This window comes from Streptomyces sp. NPDC051243 (assembly GCF_044455405.1).
Lineage (GTDB): Bacteria > Actinomycetota > Actinomycetes > Streptomycetales > Streptomycetaceae > Streptomyces.
This window is the reverse complement of sequence record NZ_JBITES010000003.1, coordinates 20,401-36,216: the sequence shown is the minus strand read 5'-3', so window position 1 is coordinate 36,216 and position 15,816 is coordinate 20,401. Positions and strand designations below refer to the sequence as shown.

Here is a 15,816-nt window from a genome sequence, read left to right as displayed (position 1 = left end):
TCATGATCACGGTCAAGACGTATCCGGAGCTGTCCAACAAGTACCGCGAGACCAGCTGTGTGGCCGGGATACGCCTGGATCAGGGGGCACCCCAGCATGTTCGGCTGTTCCCCGTCCCGTTCCGGCTGCTCACGGAGGACGCCCAGTTCTCCAAGTACTCGATCGTCGAGGTCGACGTAGAGCCGCACAATGAGCCGGGGGACTCTCGGCCGGAGAGCCTGCGGCCGGACCTGGACACTTTGAAGATCGTGGGCGCGGTGTCGCCCGACGAGGGCTGGAAGAACCGGTACCGGTACGTCGAGCCGCTGGTCGCCCCTTCGTTGTGTGCCATCAAGCGGGAGCAGGAGAAGCACGGGACCTCGCTCGGTGTCTTCCGGCCCGCCGAGGTCACGCGCTTCCGGCTCGATCCGGCCGAGCCCTGGTCCGCCTCCAAAGCGGCGTTGGCCGACCAACTCGATCTGTTCGAGCAGGACTTGAATCCTCTGGAGTGGGTGCCGCTCGACTTCCGGTACAGCTTCCGGTGCGCGGACGACGCCTGCCCGACCCACGACATGGGCCTGAAGGACTGGGAGGCCGGGCAGTCGTACCGCAAATTCCTTCGCAAGTACGGCGAGAAAGGCGTCCACAATGCGCTGCGCGAGGTCTGGTACGACCGGATCTGCGCCCCGAACCGGGCTGTTCACCTCTTCGTCGGCAACATGGCCAAGCATCCCAAGACGTTCATGCTGCTGGGCCTGTTCTACCCCGAGCTGAAGGTCGTCCAGAACGTCCAGGACAGCTTGTTCTAGCCGTGCTGCCATGCCTCTATGGGCGGGTCCAGCGGATTGTGCGGACGCGATCCGCACCACCAACCACGGCATCCTGGGGGAGCAGGCTCGCCAACGAGCTACCGCCCTCGCCCGGCCCCCCTGCCGGACGTTTGGATCGCGCATGGCGTCTGAGCCTGTCTTCGGCGGGGTCGGCAGAAAGGCGGGACCAACGGGCTCCTTCCCGAAAACTCCGGAAGATTCACTGGCGGCCGGTCAGACGATCACGTAAGCGCAGGTCAGAGGCACAGCAGACGTGCCCTCGCCAGGTGCCTTCTAAGCGCTTGGCCGCAGGTTCGAGTCCTGCCGGGGGCGCCCTCTTTCCGCCCTCCTTCGGGAGGGCGTTTTTGCTGCTCAGGGCCGATTTCGCGGCGGACGACGAAGCGCCGACCGGGCACTCCCCTGCCGATCATGGGAGGGCTCCGGGCCGTACGGCTGTCAGCAGGTTTTTGCGGGTGGCTGTGTCGAATACGTGTCGCCATGACGATCACACCCGCACTCGCCGTCTCCTGGCCGTGGACGGGGCGCCCAATGGCGCCGAGGGCGACAAGGCCCTGTACTTGGTTCGACGGCGGCGAGCTCACGCCGCAGGCAGTGGAGGGCAGCCTTCTCCAGGCCGACGAGCTGAAGGCCGTCAGGTTCGTTCTCCCGAACGAGATCACAGAACGGACCATCCCGCGACTGGCTCGCCGTAGCCTCACGGCGATCGATGCCCGCGCCGAAAGCGCGCCGGTCTGTCTCGAACACGGCCAAGTGCCGGGCGACGTAGCGGCGTAAGGGCGGCGGGGAGCGAGGGGCGCGGAAAAGCCGAAACACTCGGCCTCAGGCGCAGGGATCACCGTCCAGACAGACGACAGGATCCTCGCCATCCACAGGGCGGACAACGGCACCTGGGAGCAACCCGGCGGCGTCCTGGAACTGCATGAGGCACCACGGGAGGCGTCGCACTCGAGGTCCTCGGGGAGACCGGCATCACGTCGACGTCCGCCAGCTCAGCGGCGGCTAAAGGAAAATGAACACGCACGACCATTGAATCAGCCCAGAGTTCAGGGCGAAGAGGTCGTGCCAGAGGCGTGCCAGATCGTGCGGGGAACCACGGGGAACGCCGGGGAACAAGACCCGCAAGTAACCCAAGCTTCCAAGCTGATGCGCTTCGTTGTCAGTGGCCGTTGCGAAGATCCCGGTCAGCCAACTGCGAGAGGGAGTCATGGGCACATGGGACGTTCATCCGTTCGACAACGACACAGCGGCGGACTTCGCCAACGATCTGGACGACGCCACGATGGCAGAGCGTGAAAGCCTCATCCGTCGAGCTCTCCTTCGTGCTGCCGACAACCAGGACTACCTTGAGGCCCCGGAAGCCGAAGAGGCAGTGGCTGCTGCTGCCTTGGTTGCTGCCCGATGCTCAGTTGGCGAGCCAGTCAGCATTCCGTACGGTCCTGAGGAGCCGATTCCCACCCTGCCCGTCGAGCTCAGGCCGCTGGCTGTCGAAGCCCTTGAGCGAGTCCTCGCAGACGAATCGGAACTCTCGGACCTTTGGGGACAGTCGGAGGGCGGCGTAGATTGGCGAGTAGGCATTGGTCGACTTCGTCAGGTACTCGATCCGGCGCCCCAACCACCTGGGGATGCGCTGTTCGAGATTTGAGCCTGCGCACACCGCTGGCCCGGCCCAGGGCCGTCTGGGCCGGCGCCGAATCGCGCGTCACATAGGGCGTATGGAAGTCCGATGGGCTCGCTCCGCACGAACCGACGCCCTGGGGCCGAGTGATCTCCTTGCCTTGATATGCAGGCGCGTGCATCCACCTCGATAATGTCGATCGCCGGAGGCGTAAATGGATGCACCCCGAGGAGTGTTGTGCGCGAGCTCGTCTACCTCTCTCATGGCAAGCTCAGGCAATTTCTGCCTGAGCGACGCCTTCGTGCGCCTCGGGCGAAGTGGCAGCTCAGCACCCCTGTCGGCGGGGTGGGGTGGGAGCCGGAGGCACTGGATGTAGAGCGCGCGCGGAACGAACGTCTGCATCAGGTGGTTGAGCATGTGTCCGCCAGCGCCCGTTGGTTCACCGAGGGCGACTTACGGGCGGGCTCATGGGTCCAATTTGAAGCTCCGCTCAACTATCTGATGTTGCGTGGACCACTGGCTCCCGACATGGTGCTCTTCGTTGATCCCCCTCGTCCTGTCGAAGGATACGAGACAGGAGGGAGAGTCAGGCTGGTCCTGCATGGCTCCGCACGGCACTTGGTCGGCAGCCAGAACCCGGTCGTTGCCGAGCCACCGCCACTGGACATGGAGCAACTTGGCGCTCTGGGGGGCAGCATCGGAGGCAGCTTTGGCCGACTTGTGCTTCCTCCAGCCGCATCGCTGCTAACCAACTTGGCGGGTGAACCGGCGGTGACCAGTGACCTCCCAAGGCTGGGTGACCCGGAGGGTTGGCGTGAAGTCAGGACCTTGGCGGACGGAACTTGTCAACTCTTGACGACACTTGACGGCCAACTGCCCGCGGAAACGGCCGCGTGGATGTGCGGTTTCGCGCGTATTACAGCGGTCATTGACGCGCCGCCCAGCAGCGAGAGCGCCACGTACGTCGTCGGTACGCCACTGTATGTAGAGTTCGCCGCCGACTAGCGACTGGTCGGGGGAGCCGGTCGACAGCGGCTGATCACTGGTGCCCCGTGGCCTGCCCCCGCAATGACCGGTGCCAGAGGCCACTTGGGCAGGGAAAACGCAACTTCGACATGGCCCGCCGAGGCGGCTACCTTCACCTGGTCTTCGGCGATCGCCCACGGTCGCACAGGATTCCCTCCAGGCTGAGCCGCCCGCTGCGCGATGAGTTGGTCACGTCACGCCCCACGAATCCTCGCCCCCAGGCGTAAGCCACCGAACCGGGTCCACACCAGGCACCCCCAACCAGGGAGAGACGTATGCCCCAGCTTGCGCTGTACACATTCGGCGTCCTGAAGTCACCTCTCGCCGATCCCGGGCCTCTTACGCGCGAGTTCTACGACAGTGGTGAGGCCGTTTACCGGAAGATCAGTCAGCATCCCGGGTACCTCGCGCGTGCTGAACCGGCAGGCGGTGACCTGGGCGTGCTCTTCGAGGCGGACTGGGGTGCGTGGGGGGAGTTCGCCGTACCGGCTTGGTACGGCAAGGGTCGTACGGTGGAAACCACCGCCCTGGCCGCGACCCTCTCGCTCTGGACCGATCTGCGCTCCGCCTTCGACGCCGTCTATACCGGTCTGCACCGTGAGGCGTTGAACAGGCGTTACGACTGGTTCGAGAGGACAGGGCACCCGAATCACGTGACCTGGTGGGTCTCCGACGGCGTCATACCCACCTGGCAGGAGGGGGTTTCCAGGCTGGAACACCTCCACGACCACGGCTCCGCGCCGCACGCCTTCACCTTCCACGACGCGTTCGCCCCGGAGGGAACTCCGGCCAGGATCAAAGACACCGGGCAGCGCCGGCCGAGGAGCGGCCAGGTTCGCTGAGACGCCGCTACCAGCCGCATCCAAGCGCCTGGCCGCAGGTCCACGCCCCTACGCCGGCGTCGGTGTCGGTGTCCGCCGGCGGGTCAGGCCCAGGTTCTGGTGGATCTCGTAGGTCGCCGTCGAGCGGTTCAGGGTGATGTAGTGCAGGCCGGGGGCGCCCTCCGTCAGGAGGCGGGCGGCCATGTCCGTGGCGTGGGCGACGCCGATGCGGTGGCCCTCGGCGGGGTTGTCGCGGGCCGCGTCGAGGCGGTGGGCCAGGTCCTCGGGGAAGGCCGCGTTGCTGAGCCGGGCGAAGCGGCGGATCTGGCGGACGTCGGTGGCCGGCATGATCTCGGGGATGATCGGTGTGGCGCAACCGGCGGCCGCCAGGCGGTCGCGCAGCCTCAGATAGTCGTCGACGTGGAAGAACATCTGCGTGATCGCGTAGTCCGCCCCGGCCCGGCACTTGGCCACGAAGTGCCGGATGTCGTCGGTCCAGTCGGGGGAACGCGGATGGCGCTCGGGGAAGGCCGCGACGCCGATGCTGAAGTCGCTGATGTCCCGTACCAGGGAGACGAGTTCGTGCGCGTAGGTGAAGCCCTGAGGGTGGGGGATCCAGGGGCCGTCGGGATCGCCGGGCGGGTCGCCGCGCAGGACGAGGACGTCACGGACCCCGGCGTCCGCGTACTGGCCGATGATGTGGCGCAGTTCGGCCACGCTGTGGCCGACGGCGGTCAGATGGGCGACCGGCCGCAGGGTGGTCTGCGCCGCGATCTGCCGAGTCACCTCGACCGTGCGGTCCTTCGAGGAGCCTCCCGCCCCGTAGGTGACCGACACGAAAGTCGGTGACAGCGGCTCGATCCGGCGTACGGCGTCCCAGAGGTTGCGGGTCCCGGACTCGGTCTTCGGCGCGAAGAACTCGAAGGAGAACGTGGGCGTACCGGCTGCGAGGTCGCGGGCGAGCACCTCGCGCAGAGTCGTCGTCATGCCTCAAGAGCTTCTTCAATGCCGGAGATGGGGTCAATAAGCCTTATGTCAGAGAACCTTGTTGAGTGTCATGTTTTGTAAGGGCGATCAGGTAGACGGTGGGCAGGGGCCGTGACCTGACCTGACCTGCCCTGACGTGACCTGACGTGACGTGACGTGCCATCGGCCCGTACGCGTCGTCCGTACGGGCCGATCGACTGGTGCGCTCCTACGCGCGCCGTCACAGCGTGGCGAGGCCCAGTACCAGCGGGGCGGCCGACACCAGCACCAGGACGAACGGCACCGGAACGCCCTTGACGTCCTTGACGCGCAGGTGGGAGATGACCGCACCGATGAAGAAGAGCACCACGCCGACGGCGGCGGCGATGCCCAGCGGCCGGTAGAAGATGCCGATCAGCAGGCCCAGGGCGCCGGCGAACTTCAGCAGCGCCAGCATGGTGTACCAGCTGTTCGGCACGCCGAGCCGGGTCAGCGTCTCGACGATGTCCTTGTCCTTGACGAGCATGCTGCGGCCCGAGAAGACCAGCAGGACAGACACCAGGACGGCGAGCACGACGTACGCGATGAACATGACTCCTCCGGGGAGTGATGAGCGGGGTGGGGACGGTGAGGGAGGCAGGTGAGGGAAGGGGTGGAATGGGGGCGTGCCCACGAGGGGCGGGCACGCCCCCGTCCCGTGCCGCGTCAGGCCTGGGGGGCGTAAGGCGACTTGGCGCGGGCCTCGTGGAGGGCGTTGCCCCACCAGGCGAGCTCGTCGAGCATCACCTTGACGGCGCCGGTCGTGCCCTCGGTGTCACGCGGCGCGCCGTCCTCGCCGAACGCCTCCCAGTAGAACGGGAAGGCGACACCGTCGCGGATGGTGACGGCGTGCATCTCGGCGAAGACCTGGCGCAGCTGCTCGACGGCGCGCAGGCCGCCGCTCTGGGCGCCGTAGGAGACGAAGCCGACCGGCTTGGCCTGCCACTCGGTGAAGTGCCAGTCGATGAGGGCCTTCAGGGAGGCCGGGAAGCTGTGGTTGTACTCGGGGGTCACCACGACGAACGCGTCGGCCGCGGCCAGCTTCGCGGAGAGCGGCAGCATCGCGGCCGGACGCACCTCCTCGGTCGCCATGGCGGGCGGCGTCGCCGGGAGGGCGAGCGGCAGCTCCGTCTCGGAGAGGTCGACGACCTCGACGTCGAAGGCGCTGTGCTCCTTGGCCAGCCCGGCGAACCAGTTCGTCACGACCTCACCGAACCGGCCCTCGCGGACCGATCCGAGGATGACGGCGAGCTTCAGGGTCTGTGTGGACATGGTGAGTTGCTCCTCATCAGGATCAGGTTGAACGGAAGGGAAAGGGTGTGGAGTTGGGTGGCCGACGCTCATACGCCCGCCATGGACGCGGCGTCGAGCCGGGCCAGTTCGCCGTCGTCGAGGGCGATGCCCGCCGCGGCGACGTTCTCCTCCAGGTGGTCCAGCCGCCTGGTGCCGGGGATCGGGGTGACCGCGATGCCCCAGACCCGGGCCCGGTGGTGCACCCAGGCCAGCGCGATCTGGCCGGGCCGCACACCCCGTGCGCCGGCGATCTCGCGCAGTACGTCGGGCAGCTCCTCCCGGCCCGGGAAGGTCCGGGCGATCTGCGCCGAGCGGTCGTCCCGGGCGCTGAGCAGCCCGCGGCCGTTCGGCGAGAACGGGACGACGCCGACGCCGAGTTCGGCGCAGACCGGCACCATCGCCTCGATCCGGCGGGCGCCCAGCGACCACTCCGACTGCACCGCGGAGACGGGGTGGACGGCGTGGGCGCGGCGCAGTTCCTCGCCGCTGACCTCGCTGAGCCCGATGTGGCGCACCTTGCCCTCGGCGACCAGGTCGGCCATGGCGCCGATGGTCTCCTCCAGGGGGACGTTCACATGCGGACGGGCCAGGTAGTACAGGTCGATGACGTCGGTGCCGAGGCGCTTGAGGCTGGCCTCGCAGGACGCCCGGACGAAGGGGGCGTCGCCGCGCACCGACCAGCTGTCGCCGGGGCCGAAGACCACGCCGAACCTGGTGCACAGCACGGCCTCGGCACGGCGGTGGCGGATGGCCCGGCCGACCATCTCCTCGTTGCGGCCGCGGCCGTACATGTCGGAGGTGTCGATCATCGTCGCGCCGAGGTCCAGCGCGTGGTTGATGACGGCGGCGGCCTCGGACGGGCCGGTGAGTGTGGCCGGTTCGGTCATCCGCATGCAGCCGAGTCCCTGGGCAGGGGCCATGAGGCCGGTGGTACCCATGGGCATCACGGGGAGTGATGTGCGCATGTCCGCCTCAGCCCTCGTCCGGTACGGCGGCCTCGGCGGGCCGCGCCGTGCTGCGGGCGGTGGTGCCGACCAGGCGGTGGATCACCAGGCCGGACAGCACGCACAGGGCCGTCACCGTCCACAGGACGACATGCCAGGCCTCGGTGTACTGCTCGGCGAGGAAGGCCCGGGAGCCGCCGTCGAGGTTGCCCGCGGCCACCTTGCCGGCCTGCTCCCGGCCGCCGACCTCGGACTGCATCAGGCTGATCAGGGCAGCGCCGAAGACCGCGAGGACCAGCGCGTTGGCGCCGCCGCGTGCCGTGTTCAGCAGGCCGGAGGCCATGCCGATGCGGTCGGGGGGCACGTGCTCCATCGCCTGGGCGTCGACGAGCGCGGCGGACAGACCGTTGCCCACGCCGATCAGCAGCAGCGGGCCGACGAGCTGTACGGCACCGGAGTCCGGGGCCAGCACGGTCATCCAGGCGTTGCCGCCGGCGATGAGAGCGACGGCCAGGGCGATCAGGAGGCGGGCGGGCACGCCCTGGTTCACCAGCTTGCCGGCCAGCGGCGGCACCGCCAGGACCGGCAGGGTCATCGCCAGCATCAGGGTGCCGGCGTCCCCGGCGGAGAAGTCGCCCGCGCCCTGGAGGTAGGTCGGCAGGTAGACCAGGACGCCGACGGTGCCGACGGCCGTGGTCAGCGCGGCGAGCAGCCAGCCCGCGAAGGGGCCGCCGCGCAGCAGCGCCAGGTCCAGGACCGGGTGTTCGGTACGCCGTTCCAGGGCGACGAACACCACGAGCATGAGCAGGCCGGCGCCCAGGAAGCCGAGCACCCGGAGGCTGGTCCAGCCCGCCGACGCCACCTGGTTGGTGCCGTACATCAGGCCGACGATGGCGAGGACGAAGGCGACGGTCCCGGGCAGGTCGAACTTCGGCCGGTGCTCGGCGGAGGACTCCCGCAGGACCAGCGTGCCGGCCACCAGCAGCAGCCCCGCCCCGGCGAAGGCGCCGAACATCGCGCGCCAGCCGAGTGCGCTGACCAGCCAGCCGGCGAAGGTCGGGCCGAAGGCGAGGCCGACGCCGACCGAGGTACCGACCATGGCGAAGGCACGGGTGCGGGCGGGCCCCTCGAAGGTGCTGCCGAGGATGGCGCCGCCGCCGGCCATCACGCCGGCCGCGCCCACCCCGGACAGGGTCCGGGCCGCGTCCAGGACCAGCACATGCGGGGCGAACGCGGCGGCGGCCGTACTGACGACGTAGAGCACGGCTCCCACGGCGAAGATCCGCCGCCGCCCGAAGAGATCACCGAGCGAGCCCGCGATGAGCATCAGACAGGAGGCGGCCAGGAAGTAGCCGGTGACCACCCACTGCAGGGCGCCGCCGCTGCCGCCGAGGTCGGCGGCGATGCGCGGGAGCGCGATGCTCGTGCCGGACATGGCCATCGGGACGATCAGATAGCCGAGGAGCACGGAGGCCATGGTCAGTGCGGACCTGGCGCGTCCCCCGGCACCGGGAGGTAACTCGGCGCCGGACGGCACCGCTGCGTGGTCGAGCTTCCGCGAACCGCTCATGAAGGTAAAGTACAACGTGCATTGCAACGTGTAAAGTGGTCGTTGTAATCGACGAGGAGGTGCCGCAATGGCCAGTGCAGACAGCGGGCAGAACAGGCCGCGCAAGGGGTTCCCGGAGAAGCGGCGGGCCATCCTGGCGGCCTCCCGGAAGGTCTTCGGCCGGGTCGGCTACCAGGGCGCGAGCATCGACATGATCGCCACCGAGGCCTGTGTCTCGACGCGCACGATCTACAACCACTTCGAGAACAAGGAACAGCTCTTCGCCACCGTGCTGATCGACAGCTCGGAGCAGGTGGCCGCGGCCCACGAGGCGATGATCGAGCGCTGTCTCGGCGGCACGGCGAGCCCGGCCGACCTGGAGGCCGACCTGGTGGCTCTCGCCAAGGACTGGGTACGGCCGCGCCCGGAGTTCACCGAGCACTTCGCGATCGTCGCCCGGATCAACGCCGAGGGCGAGAACTTCCCCGGCGACCTGCACGACGCCTGGCAGAAGGCCGGCCCGCTGCGCGTCCAGCGCACGCTCGCCGCCCGGATGGCCCGGCTCGCCGAGCGCGGGCTGCTGCACGTACAGGACTCCGAACTCGCCGCACAGCACTTCGTGGTGCTGGTGACCAACACCTGGGGCCGCGACCGGGCGGGCGTGGACGCGCTGTCCGACGCCGAGACCCACGACATCGCCGCGGCCGGCGTCCACGCCTTCCTGCACGGTTATCTGCCCCGCGGCTGAACCGCCCCGCCGGGGGCCGGCCGCTCGCTCAATGGGCGGCGTCAGGCCCCTGGCCCGCGTTCCACACCAGGTCGAAGGTGAACCGCCGGATCCGCCATCCCACCGGGGTGCGCACCAGCTCGGCGTCGTAGTGCCCGCCGATGTCGAAGTGGGCGGCCGGCTCCTCCCGCTGCCGAACGTGCACCGCCATCAGATGGGCACGCACGCGTGCCCGGTCCTCGTCGCCGTCCGGGTAGAGGTCGATCGCGTAGTTCCCGGCGAGGTGATGGGTGCGCTCGAAGGTCGTACGGGCCATCTGCTGGAAGCCCGCGAGGCCGTCGAAGCCCTTGTACTCGCCGAACGGGAAGGTGAGCTGGACGTCGGCGGTGAACACCGAGTCGAACCAGGCGTCGTTGTGGCGGTTCGCGTCCAGGTGGTGCACATAGCGGTCGCACACCTCGGTGATCCCGGCGCGGTCCCCGAGGGTCCGCACCTGGGTGCGGAGGTACGCCAACTCGTCGTGGGCGGTGGTCATGGCTGCTCCTGATGTCGGATGGTCCGGGTCTTCAGCTGGTCCGGGTCGTTGTCCGGTCCGGGTCGTTGTCCGGTCCGGGTGTTCAGCGGGTGACGCCCCGCCAGCTGCGCGGGCCGTCGAAGCCCTGGGCCCGCTCCAGGCGGCGCCAGCGGGCGACGGCCCGGTGCCGGCGGGACAGGTCGTCGGGTTCGGCGCCGACCGCGGCCGTACGGGAGAGCAGGACCGCGGTGAGCGCGGCCAGTTCCTCGGGGTCGGGGCTGCCCTTCTCGATGCGGAACAGCTGAGCGGGAGTGGTGGTGTTCGCCTGGATCATCGGTACGTCCCCTGTCACTGCGGCGGGTTTCCGTGCTTGCGGCGGGGCAGCTCGGCGTCCTTGCCGGCCAGCATGGCGAGCGCGCGGCAGAGCACCGCGCGGGTCTCGCGGGGGTCGATCACGTCGTCGACCAGGCCGCGCTCGGCGGCGTAGTAGGGGTGGACCAGCTCGGTGCGGTACTCCTCGATCTTCCGGCGGCGCATCGCCTCGGGGTCCTCGGCCGCGGCGATCTCCCGGCGGAAGACCACGTTGGCCGCGCCCTCGGCGCCCATCACCGCGATCTCGTTGGTCGGCCAGGCGAGCGCGATGTCCGCGCCGATCGACCGGGAGTCCATCACGATGTACGCGCCGCCGTAGGCCTTGCGCAGCACCACGGAGATCCGCGGCACGGTGGCGTTGCAGTAGGCGTACAGCAGCTTGGCGCCGCGCCGGATGATGCCGTCGTGCTCCTGGTCGACGCCCGGCAGAAAGCCCGGCACATCGACCAGGGTGACCAGCGGGATATTGAAGGAGTCGCAGAACTGCACGAACCGCGCGCCCTTTTCGCTGGCCCTGATGTCGAGCGCCCCGGCCATCGAGGCGGGCTGGTTGGCGACGATGCCCACGACGTGGCCGTCCAGCCGGGCCAGCGCACAGACGATGTTGGTCGCCCAAGTGGCGTGGACCTCCATGTACTCGCCGTCGTCGACGAGTTCCTCGATCACCGCGCGGATGTCGTACGAGCGGTTGCCGTCCGCGGGGACCAGGTCGAGCAGCGTGTCGCCGGCTCGGTCCGCCGGGTCGGCGCCGCGCACCGTGGGCGGCAGCTCGCGGTTGTTGGAGGGCAGCAGGGACAGCAGGTAGCGCACCTCGGCGAGGCAGCTCTCCTCGTCGTCGTAGACGAAGTGGGCCACGCCGGAGACGCCGCCGTGCACGTCGGCTCCGCCGAGTTCGTTCTGCGTCACCTGCTCGCCGGTGACGGCCTGGACGACGTCCGGGCCGGTGATGAACATCTGGGAGATGTCCCGTACGGCGAAGACGAAGTCGGTGAGCGCGGGCGAGTAGGCCGCGCCGCCGGCACACGGCCCGAGCATGACCGAGATCTGCGGGATCACCCCGGATGCCTTGGTGTTGCGCCGGAAGATGCCGCCGTAGCCGGCGAGTGCGGACACGCCCTCCTGGATGCGGGCGCCGGCACCGTCGTTGAGCGAGACGAGCGGGGCGCCGGCGGCCAGTGCCATGTCCATCAGCTTGTGGATCTTCTGCGCGTGCGCCTCGCCGAGTGCGCCGCCGAAGATGCGGAAGTCATGGGCGTAGACGAAGACGGTACGGCCGTCGACGGTGCCCCAGCCGGTGACCACTCCGTCGGTGTACGGCCGTTTGGCCTCCAGTCCGAAGCCGACGGCTCGGTGCCGGCGCAGTGGCTCGACCTCGGTGAAGCTGCCCTTGTCCAGCAGGAGTTCGATCCGTTCGCGGGCGGTCAGCTTGCCCTTGGCGTGCTGGCGTTCGGTGGCCTTCGGGTCGGGGCCCTGACGGGCCAGCTCCCTGAGGTGGTCGAGCTCTTCCACTCGGCCGGCCGTGGTGGTCTCCCCCATGGTTCTCCTCTGCCTCTCTTCAGCTGCTTCTCTTCGGCTGCTTCTCTTCGGCTGTGAAGGCTCTCGAAACGTCGTCGACGCGGTCATCGGGCCGGCGCCGGCAGGACCATGCACAGAACCGGCTGCGCGGCGGCTATCTCCTCGGCGGCCCGCTGCGGCGGCAACCGCGTGACGTGGTACGGGAGTTCGTGGAGCGCGGCCCGGTGGCCGGTCGTCGCCGCGAGCGCCAGGGCGGCCACGTGCTCGGGGCAGCCGTGCAGATCGGCCACGAGCCAGCCGTCCGGTGCCCGGTGCCCTCCGGCGTGCGCGTGCACGCCGAGGTAGTCCTGGCCGACCCCGTGGCTCAGACCCGTGCCGAGGCCCTTCAGGTAGGCCTCCTTGCGTGCCCACAGCTCCGCGAATGCCCTGCGCCGCCGGTCCTCCGGTGCCCGCTCGATCTCCTCCCGCTCCGCCGGGTGCAGCCGGGGCAGGCACAGCTGCACCGTCCTGGCTGTGGGCACGCGCTGTACGTCCACACCGACCGGGGTTCCCGCCACGCCGTACAGGACGAGGCCGTGGCTGTGGGACATGGAGAAGTGCAGCTCACCCGACCGGCCGGGCAGGACGGGACGGCCGTGCGGGCCGCCGCAGTAGGGGCACGGGGCTCTGCGCAGCCGGAGCAGTCCCGGCGCGATGCCGGTGTACGCCGACAGCAGCCGGCGCAACGCGAGGTGCGCGTGCAGATACGCCAGCCGGGCCTCGGGCCGCAGGAAGCCGGCGGCCCGGCGTCGCTCCTCCGCGTCGAGCTCGCCGATCGCCCGGGGTTCCTCGCGGTCGGTGGGCGGACACAGCGCCCACAGGTGCACCTCGCCCGGGCCGACGGAGAGCCGAAGTGCCCCCGGCGCTGGGCGGCCGCGGTGGCGGACGCTCATGGACTGCCGCCCTCATGAACCTCGGGACCGCCGCCCTCATGAACCTCCGGACCGCAGCCGAGCTCATCCGCCAGCGTTGCCGCGACCTCGCCGAGTGTCCCCTCGCACAGCAGGTCGGCCGGCACCGCGACATCGAGCGCGTGCTCCAGGGCCCGCTTGAGTTGGAGCGCCAGCAGTGGGTGAACGCCCTGGCGGCGCAGGGGGCGGTCGCGGCTGACGCGGTGTGCGGGCGGGACTCGGAGGCGGAGCTGCAACTCGCGGCGCAGGCAGGCCTCCAGGGTGTGGACGCGGATGTCGGTGGGCATGGCGCGCAGTACGGCGGGGGCCGGCAGGCCGGCCGGCTGCCGGGGGCGCCGCGGTGCCGTGGCCGTCGCGGCCGGGACGAGTGTCATGTCGTACCGCCTTTCGTGGGGTGCCGGTGGGCGTGGGACGGCCGGCGTTCCGGAACATCGCGCTGACCGGTGTCGTCCTCGCCCCGGCCGATCCCCCTCCGGACCACCGCCCACGCCGCGAGCGCCGCCGCCGTCGACACCAGCCCTCCGGTCAGGAGCCCCGCACGTGCCCCCAGCCGCTGGGACAGCGCTCCGACGAGCAGGGCGCCCAGGGGTGTCGAACCCTGGAGGATCAGCGTGTACAGGGCCATCACCCGGCCCCGGTAGACGGGGTCGCTGCCCAGCTGGATGCGGTGGTTGGCGGCCTGGGCGAAGTACAGGGAGGCGAATCCGGTCAGGGCCAGCAGAGCCAGCGCGGACGTGAAGTCGGGGGCCCAGGCGGCCGTCGTCTCCAGCACCCCGAAGGCGAGCGCGGAGAGGACGACCGTACCGGCCGAGGGACGGGAGCGGCGTCCCGTGCCGGCCAGCGCGGCCAGCAGGGAACCGGCCGCGAAGGCCGTGGTCAGCAGGCCGAAGGAGGCGGCGTCGGCATGGAAGACGGTCTTGGCGAGCAGGGGCAGCAGCAGCTGGAAGTTGAGGCCGAACAACCCGACGACCGCGATCAGCGCGACGGGCAGCAGCAGGTCCGGACGGCTCGTCACATACCGCAGCCCGTCGGTCACCCCGCCCCGCCCGGCCGCCCGCTCCGGCCGGTGGAGCTCGGCCGTACGCATCATGCGCAGCCCCGCCACGGTCGCCGCGTAGCTCACCGCGTTCAGCAACATCACCCACCCGGTGCCGAACGCGCTGATCAGCAGCCCCGCCAGGGCGGGCCCGGCGACCCTGGCGACGTTGAAATACGCGGCGCTGAGCGCGGAGGCGTTGGGCAGCAGCCGCGCGCCGACCAGTTCGCCGACGAAGGACATCCGGGCCGGCACCTCGACGGCGTTGACCGTGCCGAGGGCGAGCGCGAAGCAGTAGACGTGCCACAGGCGGGCCGAGCCGGAGAGGTCGAGGAGCGCCAGGGCCAGGGCGAGGGCGGCGGAGACCGTGTTGGCCCAGGTCAGCAGGCGCCGCTTGTCGTGGCGGTCGGCGAGCCGGCCGCCGTACAGGGTGAACAGCATCAGCGGCGTGAACTGCAGGGCCGTCACGGTGGCGAGGGCCGCCGCGGAGTCGCGGGTCAGCGAGAGCACCAGCCAGTCCTGCGCCACGACCATCATCCAGGTGCCCGCCACGGAGACGAGCTGACCGGCCGCGAACAGGCGGAAGTTGCGCACCGACAGAGAGCGCAGGCCGCTCGCGAGAGTCTTTCCGAGCATGGCGGTCACCGGTCCGTCAGCGCCCGGCCGGGGCGCACTCGCGCTGGGCGAGACACTCCTCCAGGAAGCCGAGGGCGCGCAGATGGTACGAGCGGGCGGCCCAGCCGAGGCTGATGTTGTGCCCGGCGCCGGGCAGCCGGTCGACCGTCACCCGGGGCGCTCCGGCCAGTTGCTCACGGAGTTCGGCGAGGGTGTCGTCGTCGTGCCGCCACCATGCCTCGTACTCGGCGAACGTGAGCCGCACCGGGACGCTGATCCGTGCGGCCAGCGACGCGAACGTCTCCGGCCAGCGCGGCGCCTCCTCCCGCTCCCGCGCGGGCATGGGGGCGACCAGCGCGCCGCTGTCCCGGAAAGTGCCCGGCGGATACAGGCGCAGCTTTCCCCAGTTCCGGGTCCAGTGGCCGTGGCCGTGTTCGTCCGGCAGCTCCCGCGCCGTCACCGCGTACCGGTGCCCGAGACCGGAGACGTCCAGGCCGAGCAGGCGGCGACCGGCATCGCGCGGGCCGCGTCGCTCGGCGTCGGCGGCCGCGGTGAAGGCGACTTTGCCGCCGTAGGAGTGGGCGAGCAGCAGGAGTCCGGCGCCGGTGTCGTGGCGGCGGGCGAAGTCGTCGAGGGCGGCGTGCAGGCTGTCCGACTGCTCGGCCAGGCGCCGGCCCTCGGGCAGGGCGTGGGCGGAGGCGCCGTAGCCGGGCCGGTCCAGGGCGAGGACGGTGTAGCCGAGCCGGGCGCCGAGGGCGAGCAGGGACTGGCCCGGATGCGCCCGGCCGTCGAAGTAGCCGGCGCTCATGCCGCCGCCGTGCAGGGCGACGACGCAGGCGCGCGGCGCGCCGTGCGCGGGCTCGGCGAGCAGCGCGGACAGCGTGAGGCCGGCGGCGTCCAGGGTGATGCGGCGGACACCGGGTGACAGGGCGGACCCGGGCGGGGTCGTGGCGGGGATGGCGGTGGTCATACGGTCATGCCTCTCCTCGGGGACGGCCGCGCGCACAGGGCGGGCCCGGCCGTCC

Annotated in this window: 17 protein-coding genes; 5 read left to right on the top strand and 12 right to left on the bottom strand. The window is 70.4% G+C overall.

Annotated features, from left to right (window positions below; translation table 11 throughout):
- The first annotated feature begins 2 nt into the window (after nt 1–2).
- The 4 genes from ACIBAG_RS07475 (at nt 3) to ACIBAG_RS07460 (ending at nt 4,292) form a co-directional block, all read left to right on the top strand.
- Complete coding sequence (locus ACIBAG_RS07475) at nt 3–788, top strand: hypothetical protein (RefSeq protein ID WP_399102062.1); 786 nt, start codon at nt 3–5, stop codon at nt 786–788.
- Nucleotides 789–2,013: 1,225 nt separating this feature from the next.
- Complete coding sequence (locus tag ACIBAG_RS07470) at nt 2,014–2,451, top strand: DUF4259 domain-containing protein (RefSeq protein ID WP_399102060.1); 438 nt, start codon at nt 2,014–2,016, stop codon at nt 2,449–2,451.
- A gap of 138 nt (nt 2,452–2,589) precedes the next feature.
- Nucleotides 2,590–3,429, top strand: a complete 840-nt coding sequence (locus tag ACIBAG_RS07465; RefSeq protein WP_399102058.1) for an SAVMC3_10250 family protein — start codon at nt 2,590–2,592, stop codon at nt 3,427–3,429.
- 296 nt (nt 3,430–3,725) lie between these two features.
- The gene (locus tag ACIBAG_RS07460; RefSeq protein ID WP_399102056.1) at nt 3,726–4,292 is read left to right on the top strand and encodes a DUF3291 domain-containing protein; all 567 of its coding nucleotides are present in this window, start codon (nt 3,726–3,728) and stop codon (nt 4,290–4,292) included.
- Between the two features lie 48 nt (nt 4,293–4,340).
- Here the strand turns inward: ACIBAG_RS07460 and metF are convergent, their stop codons facing one another.
- The 5 genes from metF to ACIBAG_RS07435 all read right to left on the bottom strand — a co-directional run bounded on the left by metF (nt 4,341) and on the right by ACIBAG_RS07435 (nt 9,083).
- A complete protein-coding gene (gene metF, locus ACIBAG_RS07455) occupies nt 4,341–5,258 on the bottom strand; it encodes a methylenetetrahydrofolate reductase [NAD(P)H] (RefSeq protein WP_399102054.1) in 918 nt (305 codons plus the stop codon).
- A 220-nt stretch (nt 5,259–5,478) separates the two neighbouring features.
- On the bottom strand, nt 5,479–5,829 hold the full coding sequence (locus ACIBAG_RS07450) for a DoxX family protein (RefSeq protein ID WP_399102052.1): 351 nt from the start codon (nt 5,827–5,829) through the stop codon (nt 5,479–5,481).
- A gap of 113 nt (nt 5,830–5,942) precedes the next feature.
- Nucleotides 5,943–6,548 (bottom strand): NADPH-dependent FMN reductase, encoded by a 606-nt coding sequence (locus tag ACIBAG_RS07445; RefSeq protein ID WP_399102050.1) that lies wholly within the window; start codon nt 6,546–6,548, stop codon nt 5,943–5,945.
- A gap of 68 nt (nt 6,549–6,616) precedes the next feature.
- Entirely contained in the window at nt 6,617–7,489 is an 873-nt protein-coding gene (locus ACIBAG_RS07440) for an aldo/keto reductase (protein WP_399102048.1), read from the bottom strand.
- A gap of 52 nt (nt 7,490–7,541) precedes the next feature.
- Nucleotides 7,542–9,083: an MFS transporter gene (locus tag ACIBAG_RS07435; RefSeq protein WP_399102046.1), complete on the bottom strand. Its 1,542-nt coding sequence runs from the start codon at nt 9,081–9,083 to the stop codon at nt 7,542–7,544.
- Between the two features lie 67 nt (nt 9,084–9,150).
- Here ACIBAG_RS07435 and ACIBAG_RS07430 point away from each other — a divergent pair, with 67 nt between their 5' ends.
- Nucleotides 9,151–9,810, top strand: coding sequence for a TetR/AcrR family transcriptional regulator (locus ACIBAG_RS07430; RefSeq protein WP_399102044.1), 660 nt, complete (start codon nt 9,151–9,153; stop codon nt 9,808–9,810).
- A gap of 28 nt (nt 9,811–9,838) precedes the next feature.
- On the opposite strand, the gene ACIBAG_RS07425 is transcribed toward ACIBAG_RS07430, so the two are convergent.
- The 7 genes from ACIBAG_RS07425 to ACIBAG_RS07395 all read right to left on the bottom strand — a co-directional run bounded on the left by ACIBAG_RS07425 (nt 9,839) and on the right by ACIBAG_RS07395 (nt 15,761).
- Nucleotides 9,839–10,324, bottom strand: coding sequence for a nuclear transport factor 2 family protein (locus ACIBAG_RS07425; RefSeq protein ID WP_399102042.1), 486 nt, complete (start codon nt 10,322–10,324; stop codon nt 9,839–9,841).
- Nucleotides 10,325–10,406: 82 nt separating this feature from the next.
- Nucleotides 10,407–10,637 carry an acyl-CoA carboxylase subunit epsilon gene (locus tag ACIBAG_RS07420; RefSeq protein ID WP_399102040.1) on the bottom strand — a complete coding sequence of 77 codons (231 nt, stop codon included), beginning with the start codon at nt 10,635–10,637 and terminating at the stop codon, nt 10,407–10,409.
- 14 nt (nt 10,638–10,651) lie between these two features.
- Nucleotides 10,652–12,211: an acyl-CoA carboxylase subunit beta gene (locus ACIBAG_RS07415; RefSeq protein WP_399102038.1), complete on the bottom strand. Its 1,560-nt coding sequence runs from the start codon at nt 12,209–12,211 to the stop codon at nt 10,652–10,654.
- Between the two features lie 83 nt (nt 12,212–12,294).
- Nucleotides 12,295–13,122, bottom strand: a complete 828-nt coding sequence (locus ACIBAG_RS07410; RefSeq protein WP_399102036.1) for a 4'-phosphopantetheinyl transferase family protein — start codon at nt 13,120–13,122, stop codon at nt 12,295–12,297.
- Nucleotides 13,119–13,514: an acyl carrier protein gene (locus ACIBAG_RS07405; RefSeq protein ID WP_399102034.1), complete on the bottom strand. Its 396-nt coding sequence runs from the start codon at nt 13,512–13,514 to the stop codon at nt 13,119–13,121. The genes ACIBAG_RS07410 and ACIBAG_RS07405 overlap by 4 nt, the downstream gene beginning before the upstream one ends.
- Nucleotides 13,511–14,812, bottom strand: a complete 1,302-nt coding sequence (locus ACIBAG_RS07400) for an MFS transporter (RefSeq protein ID WP_399102032.1) — start codon at nt 14,810–14,812, stop codon at nt 13,511–13,513. The genes ACIBAG_RS07405 and ACIBAG_RS07400 overlap by 4 nt, the downstream gene beginning before the upstream one ends.
- A gap of 16 nt (nt 14,813–14,828) precedes the next feature.
- Complete coding sequence (locus ACIBAG_RS07395; RefSeq protein ID WP_399102030.1) at nt 14,829–15,761, bottom strand: alpha/beta hydrolase; 933 nt, start codon at nt 15,759–15,761, stop codon at nt 14,829–14,831.
- Nucleotides 15,762–15,816: the final 55 nt, after the last annotated feature.